The 16,854-nt window shown below is 70.4% G+C and carries 21 protein-coding genes; 13 read left to right on the top strand and 8 right to left on the bottom strand.

Annotated features, from left to right (window positions below; genetic code table 11):
- The first annotated feature begins 47 nt into the window (after positions 1-47).
- The 3 genes from ACTMTB_RS03725 to ACTMTB_RS03715 are packed head-to-tail and all read left to right on the top strand — an operon-like array spanning position 48 to position 3,851.
- The gene (locus tag ACTMTB_RS03725) at positions 48-854 is read left to right on the top strand and encodes a hypothetical protein (RefSeq protein WP_441142437.1); all 807 of its coding nucleotides are present in this window, start codon (positions 48-50) and stop codon (positions 852-854) included.
- 13 nt (positions 855-867) lie between these two features.
- Complete coding sequence (locus ACTMTB_RS03720; RefSeq protein ID WP_441142436.1) at positions 868-2,784, top strand: fumarate reductase/succinate dehydrogenase flavoprotein subunit; 1,917 nt, start codon at positions 868-870, stop codon at positions 2,782-2,784.
- Positions 2,784-3,851: a succinate dehydrogenase/fumarate reductase iron-sulfur subunit gene (locus ACTMTB_RS03715; protein WP_441142435.1), complete on the top strand. Its 1,068-nt coding sequence runs from the start codon at positions 2,784-2,786 to the stop codon at positions 3,849-3,851. Before ACTMTB_RS03720 ends, ACTMTB_RS03715 begins: the two co-directional genes overlap by 1 nt.
- Positions 3,852-4,020: 169 nt before the next feature.
- Here the strand turns inward: ACTMTB_RS03715 and ACTMTB_RS03710 are convergent, their stop codons facing one another.
- Complete coding sequence (locus ACTMTB_RS03710; RefSeq protein ID WP_374103781.1) at positions 4,021-4,410, bottom strand: (deoxy)nucleoside triphosphate pyrophosphohydrolase; 390 nt, start codon at positions 4,408-4,410, stop codon at positions 4,021-4,023.
- A gap of 237 nt (positions 4,411-4,647) precedes the next feature.
- Here ACTMTB_RS03710 and ACTMTB_RS03705 point away from each other — a divergent pair, with 237 nt between their 5' ends.
- The gene (locus tag ACTMTB_RS03705; RefSeq protein ID WP_154942109.1) at positions 4,648-4,956 is read left to right on the top strand and encodes a 4a-hydroxytetrahydrobiopterin dehydratase; all 309 of its coding nucleotides are present in this window, start codon (positions 4,648-4,650) and stop codon (positions 4,954-4,956) included.
- A 304-nt stretch (positions 4,957-5,260) separates the two neighbouring features.
- Entirely contained in the window at positions 5,261-5,599 is a 339-nt protein-coding gene (locus tag ACTMTB_RS03700) for a hypothetical protein (RefSeq protein ID WP_441142434.1), read from the top strand.
- A 64-nt stretch (positions 5,600-5,663) separates the two neighbouring features.
- On the opposite strand, the gene ACTMTB_RS03695 is transcribed toward ACTMTB_RS03700, so the two are convergent.
- Positions 5,664-6,737, bottom strand: a complete 1,074-nt coding sequence (locus tag ACTMTB_RS03695; RefSeq protein ID WP_441142433.1) for a DUF4190 domain-containing protein — start codon at positions 6,735-6,737, stop codon at positions 5,664-5,666.
- 85 nt (positions 6,738-6,822) lie between these two features.
- Between ACTMTB_RS03695 and ACTMTB_RS03690 the strand changes: the two genes are divergently transcribed.
- From ACTMTB_RS03690 to ACTMTB_RS03675, 4 genes are all read left to right on the top strand, one after another.
- Positions 6,823-7,185: a PH domain-containing protein gene (locus tag ACTMTB_RS03690; RefSeq protein ID WP_088960401.1), complete on the top strand. Its 363-nt coding sequence runs from the start codon at positions 6,823-6,825 to the stop codon at positions 7,183-7,185.
- Positions 7,186-7,251: 66 nt separating this feature from the next.
- The gene (locus ACTMTB_RS03685) at positions 7,252-8,001 is read left to right on the top strand and encodes a DUF6928 family protein (RefSeq protein WP_441142432.1); all 750 of its coding nucleotides are present in this window, start codon (positions 7,252-7,254) and stop codon (positions 7,999-8,001) included.
- Positions 7,998-8,678, top strand: a complete 681-nt coding sequence (locus ACTMTB_RS03680) for a class I SAM-dependent methyltransferase (RefSeq protein ID WP_441142431.1) — start codon at positions 7,998-8,000, stop codon at positions 8,676-8,678. Before ACTMTB_RS03685 ends, ACTMTB_RS03680 begins: the two co-directional genes overlap by 4 nt.
- A 35-nt stretch (positions 8,679-8,713) precedes the next feature.
- Positions 8,714-9,238: an SMI1/KNR4 family protein gene (locus ACTMTB_RS03675; RefSeq protein WP_441142430.1), complete on the top strand. Its 525-nt coding sequence runs from the start codon at positions 8,714-8,716 to the stop codon at positions 9,236-9,238.
- A 60-nt stretch (positions 9,239-9,298) separates the two neighbouring features.
- Here ACTMTB_RS03675 and ACTMTB_RS03670 read toward each other — a convergent pair whose 3' ends face one another.
- Complete coding sequence (locus ACTMTB_RS03670; RefSeq protein ID WP_441142429.1) at positions 9,299-9,793, bottom strand: hypothetical protein; 495 nt, start codon at positions 9,791-9,793, stop codon at positions 9,299-9,301.
- Positions 9,794-10,286: 493 nt separating this feature from the next.
- Entirely contained in the window at positions 10,287-10,514 is a 228-nt protein-coding gene (locus ACTMTB_RS03665) for a hypothetical protein (RefSeq protein WP_441142428.1), read from the bottom strand.
- Between the two features lie 581 nt (positions 10,515-11,095).
- On the opposite strand from ACTMTB_RS03665, the gene ACTMTB_RS03660 reads away from it, so the two are divergent.
- The 3 genes from ACTMTB_RS03660 (at position 11,096) to ACTMTB_RS03650 (ending at position 12,528) form a co-directional block, all read left to right on the top strand.
- Positions 11,096-11,350 carry a zinc finger domain-containing protein gene (locus ACTMTB_RS03660; protein WP_441142427.1) on the top strand — a complete coding sequence of 85 codons (255 nt, stop codon included), beginning with the start codon at positions 11,096-11,098 and terminating at the stop codon, positions 11,348-11,350.
- A 182-nt stretch (positions 11,351-11,532) separates the two neighbouring features.
- Positions 11,533-11,871, top strand: a complete 339-nt coding sequence (locus ACTMTB_RS03655) for a hypothetical protein (RefSeq protein ID WP_441142426.1) — start codon at positions 11,533-11,535, stop codon at positions 11,869-11,871.
- A gap of 264 nt (positions 11,872-12,135) precedes the next feature.
- Entirely contained in the window at positions 12,136-12,528 is a 393-nt protein-coding gene (locus ACTMTB_RS03650) for a hypothetical protein (RefSeq protein WP_441142425.1), read from the top strand.
- A 90-nt stretch (positions 12,529-12,618) separates the two neighbouring features.
- On the opposite strand, the gene ACTMTB_RS03645 is transcribed toward ACTMTB_RS03650, so the two are convergent.
- From ACTMTB_RS03645 to ychF, 4 genes are all read right to left on the bottom strand, one after another.
- Complete coding sequence (locus ACTMTB_RS03645) at positions 12,619-13,551, bottom strand: hypothetical protein (RefSeq protein ID WP_441142424.1); 933 nt, start codon at positions 13,549-13,551, stop codon at positions 12,619-12,621.
- Complete coding sequence (locus ACTMTB_RS03640; protein WP_441142423.1) at positions 13,548-14,069, bottom strand: SigE family RNA polymerase sigma factor; 522 nt, start codon at positions 14,067-14,069, stop codon at positions 13,548-13,550. Before ACTMTB_RS03640 ends, ACTMTB_RS03645 begins: the two co-directional genes overlap by 4 nt.
- 82 nt (positions 14,070-14,151) lie before the next feature.
- Positions 14,152-14,862, bottom strand: coding sequence for a VOC family protein (locus tag ACTMTB_RS03635; protein ID WP_441142422.1), 711 nt, complete (start codon positions 14,860-14,862; stop codon positions 14,152-14,154).
- A gap of 177 nt (positions 14,863-15,039) precedes the next feature.
- Positions 15,040-16,125 carry a redox-regulated ATPase YchF gene (ychF, locus tag ACTMTB_RS03630; protein ID WP_441142421.1) on the bottom strand — a complete coding sequence of 362 codons (1,086 nt, stop codon included), beginning with the start codon at positions 16,123-16,125 and terminating at the stop codon, positions 15,040-15,042.
- Between the two features lie 104 nt (positions 16,126-16,229).
- On the opposite strand from ychF, the gene ACTMTB_RS03625 reads away from it, so the two are divergent.
- Positions 16,230-16,814 carry an exonuclease gene (locus tag ACTMTB_RS03625; protein ID WP_441142420.1) on the top strand — a complete coding sequence of 195 codons (585 nt, stop codon included), beginning with the start codon at positions 16,230-16,232 and terminating at the stop codon, positions 16,812-16,814.
- Positions 16,815-16,854: the final 40 nt, after the last annotated feature.

The raw sequence follows: 16,854 nt of genomic DNA, 5'->3' as shown, positions 1-16,854 counted from the left end.
GAACGTGATCCGCCGCCCGCGAGGGCCCCGTCAGGGAGACGACTCGAATGACATCAACGGCAACGAAGCCGCTGCGGGCGCGGGCGCGCGCCGCCATCGCGGCGAAGACGTTGCGGACCGACCGATGGTGGCTCGCCCCACTGCTCACCTTCCTCGGGCTCAGCGCCTGGGTCGCGTACGCGACGGTCCGGGTCTTCATGCACAAGTGGTACTGGGTCGACGCGTACCACTACCTGACCCCGTTCTACTCCCCGTGCGTGACCGACCGGTGCGTCGAGGGTGCCTCGCACTTCGGCCGGTTCCTGCCCGGCTGGTGGATCGTCCCGGACGCCGCGCTGACCCTGCCGTTCCTGCTGTTGTTCCGGTTGACCTGCTACTACTACCGCAAGGCGTACTACCGCTCGTTCTGGCTGTCGCCGCCGGCGTGCGCGGTGCCGGACGGGCACAAGGCGTACAGCGGCGAGACCCGGTTCCCGCTGCTCGGGCAGAACCTGCACCGCTACTTCTTCTACGCCGCCGCGATCATCTCGCTGATCAACACCTGGGACGCGATCCTGGCCTTCCACTCGCCGAAGGGCTTCGGCTTCGGGCTGGGCAACATCATCCTGCTCGGCAACGTGGTGATGCTGTGGGCGTACACCGTCTCCTGCCACTCCTGCCGGCACATCATCGGCGGGCGGCTCAAGCACTTCTCGAAGGCTCCGATGCGTTACAAGGCCTGGACCTTCGTCTCCGCCCTGAACGTCCGGCACATGCAGCTCGCCTGGATCACCCTCGGCACCCTCGCCCTGACGGACTTCTACGTCATGGCGGTCGCGGCCGGCTGGTTCAACGACCTGCGGTTCATCAACTAGAGGGCGCCTGGACATGACGACTACCACTCGCATCGAACGACACCACTACGACGTCGTCGTGATCGGGGCCGGCGGCGCCGGCCTGCGCGCGGCGATCGAGGCCCGGCTGGCGGGCAAGAAGACGGCGATCATCTCCAAGTCGCTCTTCGGCAAGGCGCACACCGTGATGGCCGAGGGCGGCGCGGCGGCCGCCATGGGGAACGTGAACAACCGGGACAACTGGCAGGTCCACTTCCGCGACACCATGCGCGGCGGCAAGTTCCTCAACAACTTCCGGATGGCCGAGCTGCACGCGAAGGAGTCGCCGCAGCGGATCTGGGAGCTGGAGACCTACGGGGCGCTCTTCGACCGCACCAAGGACGGGAAGATCTCCCAGCGCAACTTCGGCGGTCACGAGTACCCGCGGCTGGCGCACGTCGGCGACCGCACCGGCCTGGAGCTGATCCGCACCCTCCAGCAGAAGATCGTCTCCCTCCAGCAGGAGGACAAGCGCGACCACGGCGACTACGAGGCCCGGATCAAGGTCTTCTCCGAGACCACGATCACCGAGCTGCTGCTCGACGGTGACCGGGTCGCCGGCGCGTTCGGCTACTACCGGGAGTCCGGCGAGTTCGTCCTCTTCGAGGCGCCGGCGGTGGTGCTGGCCACCGGCGGCGTCGGCCGGTCCTACAAGGTCACCTCGAACTCCTGGGAGTACACCGGGGACGGTCACGCGTTGGCGCTGCGCGCCGGGGCGACGCTGATCAACATGGAGTTCCTCCAGTTCCACCCCACCGGCATGGTCTGGCCGCCCTCGGTGAAGGGCATCCTGGTCACCGAGTCGGTGCGCGGCGACGGCGGCGTGCTGAAGAATTCCGAGGGCAAGCGGTTCATGTTCGACTACGTCCCCGACGTCTTCCGCAAGCAGTACGCGGAGACCGAGGAGGAGGCGGACCGCTGGTACACCGACCCGGACAACAACCGGCGCCCGCCGGAGCTGCTCCCCCGCGACGAGGTCGCCCGCGCGATCAACAGCGAGGTCAAAGCCGGCCGGGGTACGCCCGCGGGCGGCGTCTACCTGGACATCGCCTCCCGCCGCTCGGCGGAGGAGATCCGTCGCCGGCTGCCGTCGATGTACCACCAGTTCAAGGAGCTGGCCGACGTCGACATCACCGCCGAGCCGATGGAGGTCGGCCCGACCTGCCACTACGTGATGGGTGGCGTGGAGGTGGACCCGGACTCGGGCGCCGCGTACGGCACCGTGCAGGGGCTCTTCGCTGCGGGTGAGGTCTCCGGGGGCATGCACGGCTCCAACCGCCTCGGCGGCAACTCCCTGTCCGACCTGCTGGTCTTCGGCAAGCGGGCCGGCGGGCACGCGGCGTCGTACGCCGACCAGCTCGGCGCGCGGCCGAAGGTGTCGATCGGCGCGGTGGAGGCGGCGGTGGAGACGGCGCTGGCGCCCCTGCAGCGGGACACCGGTGAGAGCCCGTACACCCTCCAGCAGGACCTCCAGGCGGTCATGGGAGACCTGGTCGGGATCATCCGGCGTGAGGGTGAGCTGGTCGACGCGCTGCGCCGGCTGGCGGAGCTGCGTGAGCGGGTCGCCAAGGTCAGCGCCAGCGGCGGCCGGCGCTACAACCCGGGCTGGCACCTGGCCCTGGACCTGCGCAACATGCTGGTGGTGTCGGAGTGCACCGCGAAGGCCGCGCTGGAACGGCAGGAGTCCCGCGGCGGGCACACCCGGGAGGACTTCCCGGCGATGGAGCCGAAGTGGCGGCGGGTCAACCTGGTCTGCTCCCTGGACGGCGACACCGTACGCCTGGACCACAAGCCGCTGCCGACGATGCGGCCGGAGCTGATCGGCCTCTTCGACCGTGCCGAGCTGGCCAAGTACCTGACCGACGAGGAGCTCGCGGAGTTCGACGCCCTCGCTGAGGAGGCGGGCAAGTAATGGGCAACAAGCGACAGTTCCGGATCTGGCGGGGCGACGAGACCGGCGGCGACCTGCAGGACTACACGGTCGAGGTGAACGAGGGCGAGGTGGTCCTCGACGTCATCCACCGGCTCCAGGCCACCGACGCGCCCGACCTCGCCTGCCGGTGGAACTGCAAGGCGGGCAAGTGCGGCTCGTGCTCGATGGAGATCAACGGCAAGCCGCGGCTGAGCTGCATGACCCGGATGTCGACCTTCGAGGAGGGCGCGACGGTCACGGTCACCCCGCTGCGTACCTTCCCGGTCATCCGGGACCTGGTCACCGACGTCTCGTTCAACTACGAGAAGGCCCGGGAGACGCCGGCCTTCGCGCCGCCGGCCGACGTGGCGCCCGGGGACTACCGGATGCAGCAGGTCGACGTGGAGCGCTCGCAGGAGTTCCGCAAGTGCATCGAGTGCTTCCTGTGCCAGAACGTCTGCCACGTGATCCGCGACCACGAGGAGAACAAGCAGGCCTTCGCCGGCCCCCGGTTCTTCATCCGGGCGGCGGAGCTGGACATGCACCCGCTGGACGCGAAGACGGACCGCAAGGATTACGCGCAGGCCGAGCAGGGCCTCGGCTTCTGCAACATCACCAAGTGCTGCACCGAGGTCTGCCCCGAGCACATCAAGATCACCGACAACGGGATCATCCCCATGAAGGAGCGGGTCGTCGACCGCAGGTACGATCCCCTCGTGTGGCTTGGTAGCAAGATCTTCCGTCGGGGTGACACGCCCCAGAGCACCGCGGGCAGCGCGGGGAAGGAGTCCGCGGTGCACAGCGGCGCTCGTCAGGCTGGGGTCCACTCGCACGCGGGGGGTTCGCACGATCCGCTCGCCGAGGTGCAGGCCCAGCAGGGTGTGAACTGGCACCGCGAGGTCCCGCACCCGACCGCCCCGGCGGTCGACGCCACCGGCCGGCTGCCGCTGACGGAGCTGACCTTCGACCGGGCGGCGGCACCGTCGCCGTTCGGCGACGACGTCACCTTCCCGCTGCCGCCGGAGCACCTCAACTTCGCTCACCCGAGCCAGGACGAGAAGCACTGATCACGACAAGCATCGACGGGGGCCGCGGCGACAGCCGCCGGCCCCCGTCCCCTTTTCGCCCCCCTGTCGCTTTCCCCCGGGCCGCCCAGCTCGTCGATCATGAACTTGTTGCCCGCCGGGCCGGCGTGTCGGGGCGACAACTTCATGATCGCCGGGCGGACACCGGGGGTCAGGGGGCGGTCAGCAGGAGGGGGCGGAGGGCGGCCACGATGGGAACGTCGGCGGGGAGCCAGGTGACGGTGTCCAGTTCGGCGGCGGAGAGCCAGCGCATGGCCTGGTGCTCCAGCGCCTTCGGCTGGTCGTCGTGCAGGAGCCGGGCCGCGTACACCTTGAGCACCGAGCGGCCGTGGGCCATCCGGACGTCGCGGCCCACGCGGTCGCCGATCTCGACGCGTACGGCCAGCTCCTCGGCGCACTCACGGGCCAGCGCGGCGGTCTCGCTCTCGCCCGGCTCGACCTTGCCGCCGGGGAACTCGTACATCCCGGCCACCTCCGGCGGCGCGGACCGCGCGCAGGCCAGCACCCGCCCGTCGCGGATGATTGCCGCCCCGACGACCACCTTCGGCTCGCGCCGCTCGGCCTGTCCGCTTCCGCCTACCCGTTCGGTCCGCACGGGCGTCCAGCGTGCCAGATCAATCGTCGGTTTGGGTACCGTCCCCGACCAGTAGGTCAGCAGAACACGGAAGTGTGGGCGTGGACACACCGTCCCACTGACGACAGACTAGTGAACATCGCGAGGACACGGGACGGCGACGATTTGGCCACAAGCCGGCAACGACGCCTGGGAGGTGCGGTGATGCGCGGGCTGTTCAACAGCCGGTCGAAGCACGACTACCTCAGCGACGCGCTGACGCTCCTCACCGGGTGGACCCGCGAGGGTGAGCAGATCCGGCGGACCCTCGTGATGGACGACACCCAGCACGCGGCGCTGACCGAACGCGTCAAGGTGGTCGCGGACGCGCTCCGGCTACGTCCCGAGATCAGTCGCCGGGACGAGGAGACCCAGATCCGGGTCGGGCACGGCGACGGTGAGCCGCTGACCGAGGGCGAGGTCCTGCTGGCGGCCCGCATCGAGGACGCGTACCGGGCGGTCACCGCCTCCTGAGCGGCACCCGTCGAGGCCGCAGCCTGGTGGCCCGTCTCCATCGTCGGCCCCCGTCCCCCACCGCCGGGGTGATCGGCGGCGTCGCTCCCAGCCTAGGGCTCGCCGGTGCCGCCCGGCCTCGCCGGAACGTGCGGGACCGGGCCGGCCGAGTGGCCGGTCGGCGACGGTCCGTCGCCCCCTCCTGAGACTTTCCTGAAAATCTGTCGTTTCCGTGAAGTCGCCCAGGGTAGAAGCTTCGGCACGGGCCGACTGAAAAGGCCCGTAGAGGACTAACCCACACGAAGTTATCCCCTTTGGAGCTGACATGACCACGCCCACCGGCACCAACGTCACCACCCACGGCGTCGACCACCACGGCGACCACCTCGGCCACCACGACGTGCGGATCGCCCGTCGGCACGGCGACGAGACCAAGCCCTCGTGGAAGACCACCGAGCTCGCCGTCTACCTGCTCTCCGTGATCGGCGTGCTGATCGCCTCGAACGCCGTCGGCGACGGCGCCGCCAACAACGGCGGGGACTACTTCGCCGCCGACAAGGCCTGGTGGTACATCACCCTGCTGACCATCGGTTACCTGGTCAGCCGGGGCCTGGCGAAGTCGGGCAGCCGCAGCCGCGACGACGACCCGCGCACCAACCACTGACGACCGCACCTCCGCAGCCCTGCCGCGCCGCGTCCCCCGACGCGACCGGTGGGGCTCGCGGGTGTCAGCGCGCCGGTTCGCCCTGCACGGTGGACAGACCCAGGGCCCGGCGTACGGCCAGCTCCGTCTGCGGCTCGCGACGCTGCTCGGCCTGCGCCACCAGCCGGAGCGTCTGGTCACGGTCGGCGGCCTTCTCGGCGTCCCGCCAGTACGCCGCGGCCTCCTGCGCCTCGGCGATCAGCTTCTCCATCGGCTCCTTGACCTGCGCCGGCCACGTCTGGGCGCTGAGCGCGAGCCAGAACCGGCCGTTGGCCGTCGCCGTCCGGGCCACCATGGCGCGCAGCTCGCCCGGCGCGGCGGTCGGGCCCTGGGCGGCGAGGACGGCCCGGGCCTCGTCGAGCTCGCGGGTCGCCATCAGGTAGGCCAACTGCTCGGGGCGGACCACCGTGGCGTCCTGGCGCAGCTGCCGCGTCAACGGCGTCGAACCGGCGGCCAGATAGCAGGTGATCTGCGGATAGGTCGGCCACTCGACCCGCGACGGGACGTACCAGCGCAGCCGCACGTCCGGCGGGAGCGAGAGCGGGTCGAGGACGTAGCTGCGCTGCTGCTGCCGGCAGGCCGTCTCGGCCCGCGCCGACAGCGCGGCCGTGCCCGGGTACGCCTCACCGGCGTGCCGAACGTAGGCGGGCAGGCGGTCGACCAGCTCCGCGTCGTGCGGCGCGGTGCAGGGCACCGTGGTGACCTCCTCCGGCGCGGTGCGCGTACCCGTGGGGGTGTCGTCGACGCGGAAGCAGTCACCCGCCCGCAGCCCCCGGACGCCGACCGGCGGGTCGGGCCGGGACACCACCCCGGTGAGGACCAGTACCAGCGCCAGCGCCCAGACGCCGCAGAGCACCAGGCCGGCGACCGCCAGACCCCGGCCCCGCTCCCCGGTCCGCCTGATCCGGCGCAGCGCGACCACCCCGGCCACCGCCCCCAGCACGCCGCCGAGCAGTCCGAGGACGAAGGCGGCGATCGCCAGGCGGTTCAGCCGCCCGTGCGACGGCCGGGGCCCCGCCCACGGCTCCCACTCGCCCCCGGCCGCCTCGACGAGGCCGGGCGACGCCGGTTGCCTCGACCTGGTCTCGTCCGTGGTCATGTCGCGTTCCTTCCCCCGTGTCCCCGGTGCGGCGTGCAGACTAGTCGACCGGGCCGGCTGGCGTCCGCTTCCTACCGTGGGATCCATGGCCAATGCGACGTACGACCGCAAGGAGCAGTTCCAGCAGATCCAGAGTGGACTGCTCGACGGAGAGCAGATCATCGCCGTCTACGACGCCGTCGGCACCGGCACCGGGTTCATCGGGCTCACCGACCGGCGCGTGATCATCCAGGACCGGTCGTTCATCGGCAAGCGGTACGCCATCACCAGCATCCCGTACTCGAAGATCACCAGCGTGAGCGTGGTGAGCAACAAGTCGTGGGGCGGCTCGTTCTTCTCCACCGGAGCGATCGCCGTCCACGTCGGCACGCACACCTACGAGGTGGAGTTCCGGGGCGCGCAGAAGAGCCACCACGTGCACAACGTGATCCTGCACTACATCTCCTGACCCCCCGGCTGTCGTAGCTTCCGGCTAGCGTCGCCGGCATCGCATGAAACCGACGGGGAGTGGTGGATGGGTGCCAAGACCGGATTGCTGGCCTTCGCCGACGGGGACGTGCCGACCGCACTCCGGCGCGGCGGCACACCCGACGCTCGCCGCACGGCCGAACTGGTCCGCCGCGCGCACCCGGGTTTCGAGGTGAGCGCCACCGACGGCAGCACCCTCGCCGACGGCAGCTACCCGCCGGACGACGTCACCTACGCGGCGAGCCTGCCCGGCGTCGACGTCCTCTGCGACCGACGGTTCATGGTGGACCGTCCATCCGAGCTGCCGGCTCACCTGCTGGGGCTGGCCGCCGGCCGGCGGGTCGTCCTGCACGCGATGCACTCGGTCGTCGACTGGCTGGCCTTCGCCGTCTGGGAGGACGGGGAGCTGGTCCGCTCACTGAGCGTCTCCCCCGGTGGCGGTGTCGGCGAGGACATCGGCACGCCGTACGCCTTCGAGCTGCCGTACCGGGCGGGCGAGCACCCGGTGCGGCCCGTGCCCGGGTGGAGCGACGACGAGCCGTACCCGCTGCCCTACCACCCGCTGACGCTGGGCGAGGAGGCGCTGCGCCACCTGTTCGGCTTCGTCCTGGAGGGTCGCCGGCAGCCCGACGATCTGGACGCGGACAGCATCGCCCTGCTCGGCTTCCGGGTGGTGGACCCGACCGGCCGTGAGGCCGCCGAGCGTGCCGCCATGTTGGAGCTGGTACGGACGATGTGGCCGCCCCGCCGGTTCCGTTACGAGAACGGCCGGATGGTCGAGGTCGTGGACCGGTGATCGCCCCGGACGGTTCCGACGGCGTGCCCCGCGCGACCGACCACGACCGGGTACGCCGGAGCTACGACACGGTGGCCGAGACGTACTGGGAACGCATCGGCGACGAACTGGCCGGCAAGCCCCTCGACCGGGCGCTGCTCGCGGCCCTCGTCGAGCGGGCCGGCGCCGGGCCGGTGGCCGACCTGGGGTGCGGGCCCGGGCACGTGGCGGCCTGGCTGGCGGAGCGCGGCGTCGTCGCCGTCGGCGTCGACCTCTCCCCCGCGATGGTCGCCGCCGGCCGGCGCAGGTACCCGGAGGTGGAGTTCCGCCAGGGTGACCTGCTGAGCCTGCCGGCGGCGGACGGCGAGTTCGGCGCGGCGGTGGCGCTCTACTCGGTCATCCACCTGCGCCCGGCGGAGCTGCGGCCGGCGTTCGCCGAGATGCGGCGGGTGCTGCGGCCCGGCGGCCCGCTGCTGGTGGCGTTCCACGTGGGCGCCGAGGTGCAGCGGCTGACCGACTGGTGGGGCCACCACGTCGATGTCGACTTCCACTACCACGAGGTGGAGACCGTCGCCGGAGCACTGCGCGAGGCCGGCTTCACCCAGGAGGCTCGGCTGGAACGGGCACACCACCCGCAGGAGGGCGAGACGCAACGCTGCTACCTGCTGGTCCGGCGCCCGGACGAGGGACCGAGCTGAGCGGACGTGTCGGGGGCCGCCGCTAGGGTGCGGCGGTGACCGGAGGACAACTCACGCTCCCCGCCCCGCTGCGGGAGGCCCACGACGGTGGCTTCGACTACGACGGCGGCGACGGCATCGATTTCGAGCCGTACGACGCCTTCCTCACCCTCCCCGAGACCGCCGAGTGGTGGCAGGCGTGGAGCGGCAACCCCTCGATGGACGGGGTCGACTTCCGGATCTTCGGCCAGGACGGCACGGGCGGGCTGGCGGCCTGCTGGCTGGTCCGCCCCGGCGAGCCGATCGAGCGCCAGCCGGTGGTGTTCCTCGGCTCCGAGGGTGAGATGTCCGTGATCGCCCGCGACCTGGCGGCCTACCTCTGGCTGCTCGCGGGCGGTTTCGGCCCGATGGAGGCGACGATGTGGCCGCAGCACGAGCACCAGCCCCGCCCGGACGCCCGTCGCACGACGATCGCCGAGCGGTACGCGCCGCAGGCGCGACAGACCGCGCCCGAGGTGATCGAGGCGGCGCGGGCCGAGTTCCCCGACTTCGAGCCGTTCATCGAGTCCCTCTGCCACTGAGGGGCCGGGCCGGTGCAGGGGGCGTAACCGGACGCCACGCGACGGCATTCGGCACAACCGTCAGCAGTGGTCGAGGCGGCGGAACTCGCCGACGGAGACGACCTCCCCCGCGCGCCAGGTCCGCACCATCCCCGAGCGGAGCTGCGGGTCGGCCAGCACCTGCTCGGGTACGAAGCTGACGCCGTCCAGCTTCCCGTCGCCGGAGCCCGTGCCGGCCAGGAGGCCGGCCAGGACGTACTCGTGGTCGGCGGTCAACGCCCGCGGGTCCTGCCCCGGCGTGGGCTGCTGCGGCCAATCGTCCATCCAGGCGTCCCCCGGATCGCTCAACACGATGCTGTCGGGGCGCGCGTCGCCCGCCGGCCGGAGCGACACCCGTACCCCGCCCTGCGAGACGTCGGTCAGGGTCAGGTGGTCCAACTGGGCATCCGGGCAGACCGCGATCAGGCCGACGACGCGTCCCTGCGGGTCGACGGTCACGCCCAGCTCGCCGCGCAGGCGCGGGGTGCAGCCCGCGAGACCCCACACGACCAAAATCAGGGCCGTCGTGACGGCCACCGGGCGCATCCACATCTCGTCCCCCCACGGGTACGGCTCTCCTCAGCCTAGAGACGCCCGGCCACGGGTGGGTCACAGTGGAGCGACGCTGCGGCCGCCGCCGGCACCTGGCTGCTCGCGGACGACGAGCGATGGGTACGGCTCGACCTCGGCGTCCGCGCGGCCGCCCCCGGCCGGGACCAGGGGTCCCCCGAGCGGTACGAGTTCGGCGACTTCCTGCTGGTCGACCACGACGGACGCGGCTTCGCGCTGCTGGCGTTCGACGGCTCGCCCGATGAGGGGTGGGCGAACCGCTTTGACCGCTGCGCATCCTGACCGACGGAGATCGACTCGGTTTGCGGCGTGTCGCGGTGACACAGCACCACGGACACCGCGACACGCCGCAACCGGAGTCGATCGGCCGCCCGGACCAGATCCACTTCACCGGGTTCTCCGGGGCGACTGACCGCATCGTCTCCCTGCGGCAGCCGGGGGATTCAGCCGTCAGCCAGCCCTAGGGCAGCCGTGGATCGGCCAGGAGCACGACACGATCTGCTGCCACGTACCCGAGCACCGGATGGTGGTAGTCGCTCTCGGGAGGCATCAACACGGGCCTGCTGAGCCTGCGCCCGATCAGCGCAAGAAGGCCGCACAGCAGGTCCAGCCGCTCCTGGCCCTGCAACTCCCGCAGATTGATGTCGAAATCGATCTCGACCGCCGCATACAGCCAGAAGATCACCATGACCGCAGGCACCGGCCGACGACCGGGGAGGACACAGCCCCTCGCCACCGGCCGGGCGGCCGTTCAGCCCCCGGCCGGTCGCGCTCTCACTGGAAACGCCTGCCGGGCCTTCTGGCGCCGGTCGGCTTGCTGATCACGGAATCCTTGGCTCGGCGGCGCACCACGATCGCGCTCGCCCTCTTCCGCAACCCCTTCAGGATCCTGTCCTTCATCGCCGGCATCCCCTCTCGCGTACGTCAGATCAGTCGTGCGCGTTTCCGCACCGGCCAATTGATCCTTCGCGTACCGCAGTCCGCGTACCCGATGGGACAGCAGCCATTCATCAGCGTCGGGCCACGCTGCCGGGCCGACGTCGGCTGGCAGACCGGCCACCCCGCCCACCGTGCCCGACCAGGGGGCAGAGGCCGGAATCGGACGTTGAGGCGGAACTTGGGCGGCCCTCCCGTCACCTGTGCCGACCTGAGGGCTGGGTCGCGCGGAAAGTCCGGGCATTGACGGCGTGCTGGAGCAGGCCGGCACCGCGCTATCCGCAGGGCAACAGGGGTGCGTGTGACGGCGCGCACGGCGGGAAGGTCAGTCGGATGACTGACCCAGGGGAGCTGGCGCGAAGCGCGCTCCAGCGAATCCACAAGGCTGCCGTGAGACATCGGGACCTTGAGCTGCACCGAGCGGCCGATGACATCGTCCGAGCGGCCCAGGCGAGGGGCCTCGATCCGGGGTCCGTCGAGTCGTACCGCCCCTGTCCGGTGTGCGGTGCTGAGCCGGGACAGTTGTGCATGAGCGTCCCTGGCCGCCCAGTGACGCCGGGCGACATGCACCCTGAGCGCACGCAATAGGGGCCGCTTTCCGATCCCGTCAGCCCTCGAAACGGAGGTAGCCAACCGCCTGACCTGCGGGAAGGGGCCGGAATCAGACGTTGTGTGGGCCAGTGTCGACCGCTGCACCGGGCACGCGGCGGGCATGGCCCGACCCGCCGGCCTGCGTTCGAGACCTAGCCGTGTGCCTTACGTTGAAGCGCGTGGAGATCCCCCTGTTGCGCTCCGGCTGGATATCGCACGTCAGCGGGGCATTTGTTGCCGCGCTTCCCCACGCTTTGTCGCTGTGGAGACTCGGGTGGGGGCCGGTAGGACACGACAACGTTGGGGAGTGGTTTTTCGCCCTGGCGTTCGTCGGTTTCTGTCCAGCGGTTGTCACCGTTGTGGTGGCAATGCTTCTACTACGCACCAGATTTCGCGGCGCTGGCGTCGGAGCGCTGAGTGGAATCGCCGTCCTGATTCTGCTGTGGATGGTCGGCGTAACGTCCTACGCCGCCGGCGTCGTGCCACCAGGGATGATGGACGCTCCCCGCATGCGCTGAGGCTACGTCTTGCCTTTTCGATGCTCACTCCCATGGCGGTCAACCTCCGCCGGCCACCCCGCTGACGGAGGTTGGCCCCTTTCGCCCCGAAAAGACCACCAGCAGTCAATGAACTGCTTGAGCCTTGGGACTCGCCTGTCCGAGGTCCACCAGCGTCCGACATTGCTCGCGCCCGTGGTCACCCAGAAAGTCACTCAGCATCGGTCGATGCGTCCCTCCTTGGCTGCCATGTCATTGGTACGGTTGGCGCGGGAGGCTCCGCGAATGTCCGGATCAGACCAGCATTGGCACTGGTTCGTGCCCACAGCCGGAAACCAGGCGGCACCGGTGCCGACACCTCCGCGCCCAACCGTGGCAGCGGTGGTGCCGAGCCTGATCGGGGCTGTTCCCGGAGTGGCACTGTCGCTTGCTCCGCTGGCACTCATTCATCAGTACGTGGAGGTGTTCGCGGCCACCGCCACACCGGACAGCGGGTTCAACATCTACACCCTCGGGGCGCTGGCCTGCTTGGCGCTCGGCGGCTTCCTGCTGGTGAGCGCACTTGTGTCGTTGTTCTTCCGGCAGACACGGGCGCTCGGTATCGGGTACCTGTCTGGGCTCGTAGTCGGGCCTGTCTCCTTCATGTTTGTCCTTGGGGTCACGAGGCTGGCCGCATAGGGCCGTCAGAGCGGCATCATCAGACACAGGTGCTGCTCGGCTCGCCCGGGTACGCCCGTCGTCATCGCCGAGGCGCTTCGTCCGAATCAGTTACTTGGACGACCACGTATGGAAGTGGGCCGGCGGTTCGACCTTCACTGGCGTGCCGTAGTCGGACAGTTCGGTGACCACGTGCAGGTGGTAGGTGAAGACCTTACCCCTGGTGACGGAAACCTTACGGTCGTAGGCCACCTTCGCGATTCGTTTGTCCGCGCCGAGCGTCACCTCGCCCACGAGACGGTCGACGGCGCCCCGCGAGGGAACGTCCTTCACCTGGACCTCGAAGTGGTAGGCGCCATCGGGGGTCTCGGTGACCTTGGCCCCGGCCCGCCGCAGGGCACCGAACAGCCCCTGCGGATCCGCCGAAGCGGCCAGGCCACCGCCCAACACGAGGTCGTAGTCCAGGTTGGCCTGCTGGCCCGGGTATCGGCTCCAAACGATCTTGCCGTTGTCAGGCGCGGAGCCGTCCCGGGTACCGATGTACCGGACGCCGTTGACCAGCCGCTCATGTTCGAAGCCTGCGGCGACCATGGGACGCAGACCCGTGTACGGCGAGTCCAGGTAGCCGGTGGCCGTCGCCGGATCGAAGGCTCCCTTGGTGACCCAGCTCGGGCTCACCGGCTCGGGCAGTTCATTCTTCGGCGGGAGCTTGTCCTTCACGGTGGTCGTGACCCTCACCCGGTAACTGATGTTCTCGCTGGCCGCGGCAGCTGCGGCCAGCCGCAGCTGCGGCGTGTCGGCCGTCGTCGCCGTGGGCCGCTCGGCAACCGGCCCGGGCGAGACTGCCGTGCCGCCGCCCACGGTCATGGCCGCGGCAAGCGCCCCGGCCACACCGACGACGCCAACGGCGTACGCGGTGCGGTGCAAGGCGGTGCGCCGCTGGTGCCGTCGAGTGGCTTCCCCCAGTACGTCACGGGTGAACGCCAAGCCGGCGACCTCGTCCCGCATCCCGACGGTCAGCTGATCTTCCAGGTCAGTGGTCATCTACCCACTCCGTTCATGCCTGCGTCTTCGAGCACCCAGGCGGCCGTGAGCTCGCGTAGCCGGGCCAGCCCCCGGGAGGCGGTCGACTTGACGGTGCCAACCGAGCAGCCGAGCAGCTCGGCGGCTTCGGATTCGCTGAACTGCTCCCAGTAGCGGAGCACCAGCACGGCCCGTTGCCGCGGCGGCAGCATGGCCAGCGCCTGGATGAGTGCCTGCCGGAGGTGCAGCGCCTCGGTACCGTCCGCCTGGCCCGGCGGCTCGATCTCGGCCAACACCTCCGGCCGGCGCCCGCGGAGCCGCCACCGGTCAACCGCAAGGTGGTACAGCGTGCGACGCAGGTACCCCTCCTTGTCCCCCTGTACCCGGCTCCAGTTCCGCATCAGCCGTTCCAGCGCCACCTGCAACAGGTCCTCCCCAGCGACCCGGCTGCCGGTCAGCAGGACCGCCGTCGCGAGGAGCGCACCGCCGCGTTCGGCGACGAGGACGTCCAACCCGTCGAAGCGTTTCTTCCGCCGCACCCGATCTCCTTCCGTCCACACCAAGGACGACGGGTACAGCCCGAAGGTTGACTGGCAGGCGAAACTCGCCTGCGTTGCCGAATCACCTGAGCGTCGCCGCGAGTTCGGCGGCGTTCTGGAACGCAGAGGCCGCCCGTTCTGATTCATCCGCGTTCAGCACGACGCGTTCGACACGGGCCAGCATCTCGGTCGCGGTATCAAGGTCGTGCAGCACCACCGCGAGTTCGGCGCGGTACACGAGGACCTCTATCTGTGCGACCGGATCGTCCCCGGCCTGGGGGCGGGCCAGTGCGCTGTCGAGGATCCGGACGGCCTGCCGGACATCGCCCCTGGAATCGGCCTGCACGACAGCGTTCGCCAGAGCCTTGGCCAGGCGCCCCGCTGGCGTGGGTTCAGGGGCGGCGGCCTGGTGGACGACGCGGATCCAGTTGCCGCCGGGGTCGATGACGCTGAACCCGCTCACCCCGTCAGAGTTCTTCCGCGCCCGAGGCCGGGTCATGCGCGGCGTTCCGGACACCAGAACCTTCCCGTACGTGGCCCGCATGCCTGCGGCGAACGCCCGGTGCAGTCCTTCGATGTCCGAGGTCAGAACCAGGCAGGAGCCGTAGGACTGCTCCGGGTCGAAGCCGGCGATCTCGAAGAAGTGAAGGTGCAGGTCTTCACGCTGCAATGCCACGTACGGGTTGGGCTTGCGCTGCCGGTAGGTCGTACGAAAACCGAGAACCTCGTAAAAATCGACCATGTCGTCGATGGAGGCGCAGGGCAGCAGCGGAACGGTCACCTCGTTGGCCATGCCCCCTTCCTACGCAGGTCGGGGAGCCCGTCGCACATGGAAATAGCCGTTCGCCGTCTCCAGCCACCTGATCGTCGACCACGCCACCCGGACGGTTCGGATCGAATGGCAGTTCGCGCCGCAGTCAAGGTGCGCATCGAGCCGAAGACTCGCCGGTGACGCCGGAGCGGGCCGGATTCAGACGTTGAAGCGGAACTCCACCACGTCGCCGTCCTGCATGACGTACTCCTTGCCCTCGATCCGGACCTTGCCGGCGGCCTTGGCCGCCGCCATCGATCCGGCCTCGACCAGGTCGGCGTAGGAGACGACCTCGGCCTTGATGAAGCCGCGCTGGAAGTCGCTGTGGATGACGCCCGCGGCCTCCGGCGCGGTCGCGCCGACCGGGACGGTCCAGGCGCGCGCCTCCTTGGGGCCCGCCGTCAGGTACGTCTGGAGCCCGAGCGTGCGGAAGCCGACCCGGACGAGCTGGTTGAGGCCGGGCTCGTTCTGCCCGATCGACTCCAGCAGCTCGCGGGCCTCCTCCTCGGGCAGGTCCACCAGTTCGGACTCGATCTTCGCGTCCATGAAGACCGCCTCGGCGGGCGCGACCAGCGCGCGCAGCTCGTCGAGGAACTCGGCGTTGGCCAGCTCGGCCTCGTCGACGTTGAAGACGTACAGGAAGGGCTTGGTGGTGAGCAGGTGCAGCTCGCGCAGGTGCTCCAGCTCGATCTTCGCGGCGGCGGCGCCGGCGTAGAGCGTGGTACCGCCGTCGAGCACGTCGACGGCGGCCTTGGCGGCGGCGACCGCGGCGGCCCGGTCCTTGCGGAGCTTGGCCTCCTTCTCCAGCCGCGGCAGCGCCTTCTCCAGGGTCTGGAGGTCGGCGAGGATCAGCTCGGTGTTGATCGTCTCGATGTCGTCGGCCGGGGAGATCTTCCCGTCGACGTGCACCACGTTCGGGTCGGAGAACGCGCGCACCACCTGGCAGATCGCCGAGGCGTCGCGGATGTTGGCCAGGAAGGCGTTGCCCCGGCCCTGCCCCTTGGAGGCGCCCCGCACCAGGCCGGCGATGTCGACGAACGACACCGGCGCCGGCAGCACCTTCTGCGAGGCGAAGATCTCCGCGAGCGTGGCCAGCCGCTCGTCCGGCAGCCCGACGACGCCGACGTTGGGCTCGATCGTGGCGAACGGGTAGTTCGCGGCGAGCACGTCGTTCTTGGTGAGCGCGTTGAACAGGGTGCTCTTGCCGACGTTGGGCAGGCCGACGATGCCGATGGAGAGACTCACGACGAGCCAGCTTACGCCGGTGTCCGCCGACACCCGGCAGGTAGGCCCACCAGCCGGGGGAAAAGACGTCCCGGGTACGCCAACAGCGTTGCTAGCCTGCCCGGATGACGAGCGGGGCGGACGAGCGGCTGCCGGAGCTGTACGTGGCGGTGGACGTCGAGGCGGACGGCCCGATCCCCGGCCCGTACAGCATGATCTCGCTGGGCATGGCGGTGGCCGGGCGACCCGATCTCACCTTCTACACCGAGCTGAAGCCGATCTCCGAGGAGTTCGTGCCGGCCGCCCTCGCGGTCTCCGGGCTCGACCGGGACCGGCTGCTGCGGGAGGCGCCGACCGCCGAGGACGCGATGGCCGCCGCCGCGAGCTGGGTCAACGGGCTGCGCCGGATCGGCCGGCCGGTCTTCCTGGCCGCGCCCGCCGTCTGGGACGGCATGTTCGTGCACTGGTACTTCGTCCGGTTCACCGGCCGCAGCCCGTTCGGCGCGACCGGCTCCGGCGTGGACCTGCGTAGCTGGTGGATGGGGCGGACCGGCTGCGAGTGGGTGCGGACCCGCAAGGGGATCATCAAGCACGAGCTGGGCCTGACCGACGTGCCGCACACCCACCACGCCGGGGAGGACGCGGCCGAGCTGGCCCAGGTCTTCGACGCCGCGCTCCGGCACCGCCCCGGGCGGGCCGAGACGGGCTGAACCGGGCCCCCACCGTCCGCGTACCCGAAGGGGCCGGCGA

The organism is Micromonospora sp. L32 (genome assembly GCF_052068055.1).
Lineage (GTDB): Bacteria > Actinomycetota > Actinomycetes > Mycobacteriales > Micromonosporaceae > Micromonospora > Micromonospora purpureochromogenes.
Note: the sequence above shows the minus strand (reverse complement) of the source record. Positions and strands in the feature narration are given on the sequence as shown.

Bases quoted from the DNA above. Each gene is read 5' to 3' on its own strand.
- ACTMTB_RS03725 (WP_441142437.1), top strand. From the start codon at position 48: ATGACATCAACGGCAACGAAGCCGCTGCGGGCGCGGGCGCGCGCCGCC.
- ACTMTB_RS03720 (WP_441142436.1), top strand. From the start codon at position 868: ATGACGACTACCACTCGCATCGAACGACACCACTACGACGTCGTCGTG.
- ACTMTB_RS03715 (WP_441142435.1), top strand. From the start codon at position 2,784: ATGGGCAACAAGCGACAGTTCCGGATCTGGCGGGGCGACGAGACCGGC.
- ACTMTB_RS03705 (WP_154942109.1), top strand. From the start codon at position 4,648: ATGCGCGGGCTGTTCAACAGCCGGTCGAAGCACGACTACCTCAGCGAC.
- ACTMTB_RS03700 (WP_441142434.1), top strand. From the start codon at position 5,261: ATGACCACGCCCACCGGCACCAACGTCACCACCCACGGCGTCGACCAC.
- ACTMTB_RS03695 (WP_441142433.1), bottom strand. From the start codon at position 6,737: ATGACCACGGACGAGACCAGGTCGAGGCAACCGGCGTCGCCCGGCCTC.
- ACTMTB_RS03690 (WP_088960401.1), top strand. From the start codon at position 6,823: ATGGCCAATGCGACGTACGACCGCAAGGAGCAGTTCCAGCAGATCCAG.
- ACTMTB_RS03685 (WP_441142432.1), top strand. From the start codon at position 7,252: ATGGGTGCCAAGACCGGATTGCTGGCCTTCGCCGACGGGGACGTGCCG.
- ACTMTB_RS03665 (WP_441142428.1), bottom strand. From the start codon at position 10,514: ATGGTGATCTTCTGGCTGTATGCGGCGGTCGAGATCGATTTCGACATC.
- ACTMTB_RS03660 (WP_441142427.1), top strand. From the start codon at position 11,096: ATGACTGACCCAGGGGAGCTGGCGCGAAGCGCGCTCCAGCGAATCCAC.
- ACTMTB_RS03650 (WP_441142425.1), top strand. From the start codon at position 12,136: ATGTCCGGATCAGACCAGCATTGGCACTGGTTCGTGCCCACAGCCGGA.
- ACTMTB_RS03645 (WP_441142424.1), bottom strand. From the start codon at position 13,551: ATGACCACTGACCTGGAAGATCAGCTGACCGTCGGGATGCGGGACGAG.
- ACTMTB_RS03635 (WP_441142422.1), bottom strand. From the start codon at position 14,862: ATGGCCAACGAGGTGACCGTTCCGCTGCTGCCCTGCGCCTCCATCGAC.
- ACTMTB_RS03625 (WP_441142420.1), top strand. From the start codon at position 16,230: ATGACGAGCGGGGCGGACGAGCGGCTGCCGGAGCTGTACGTGGCGGTG.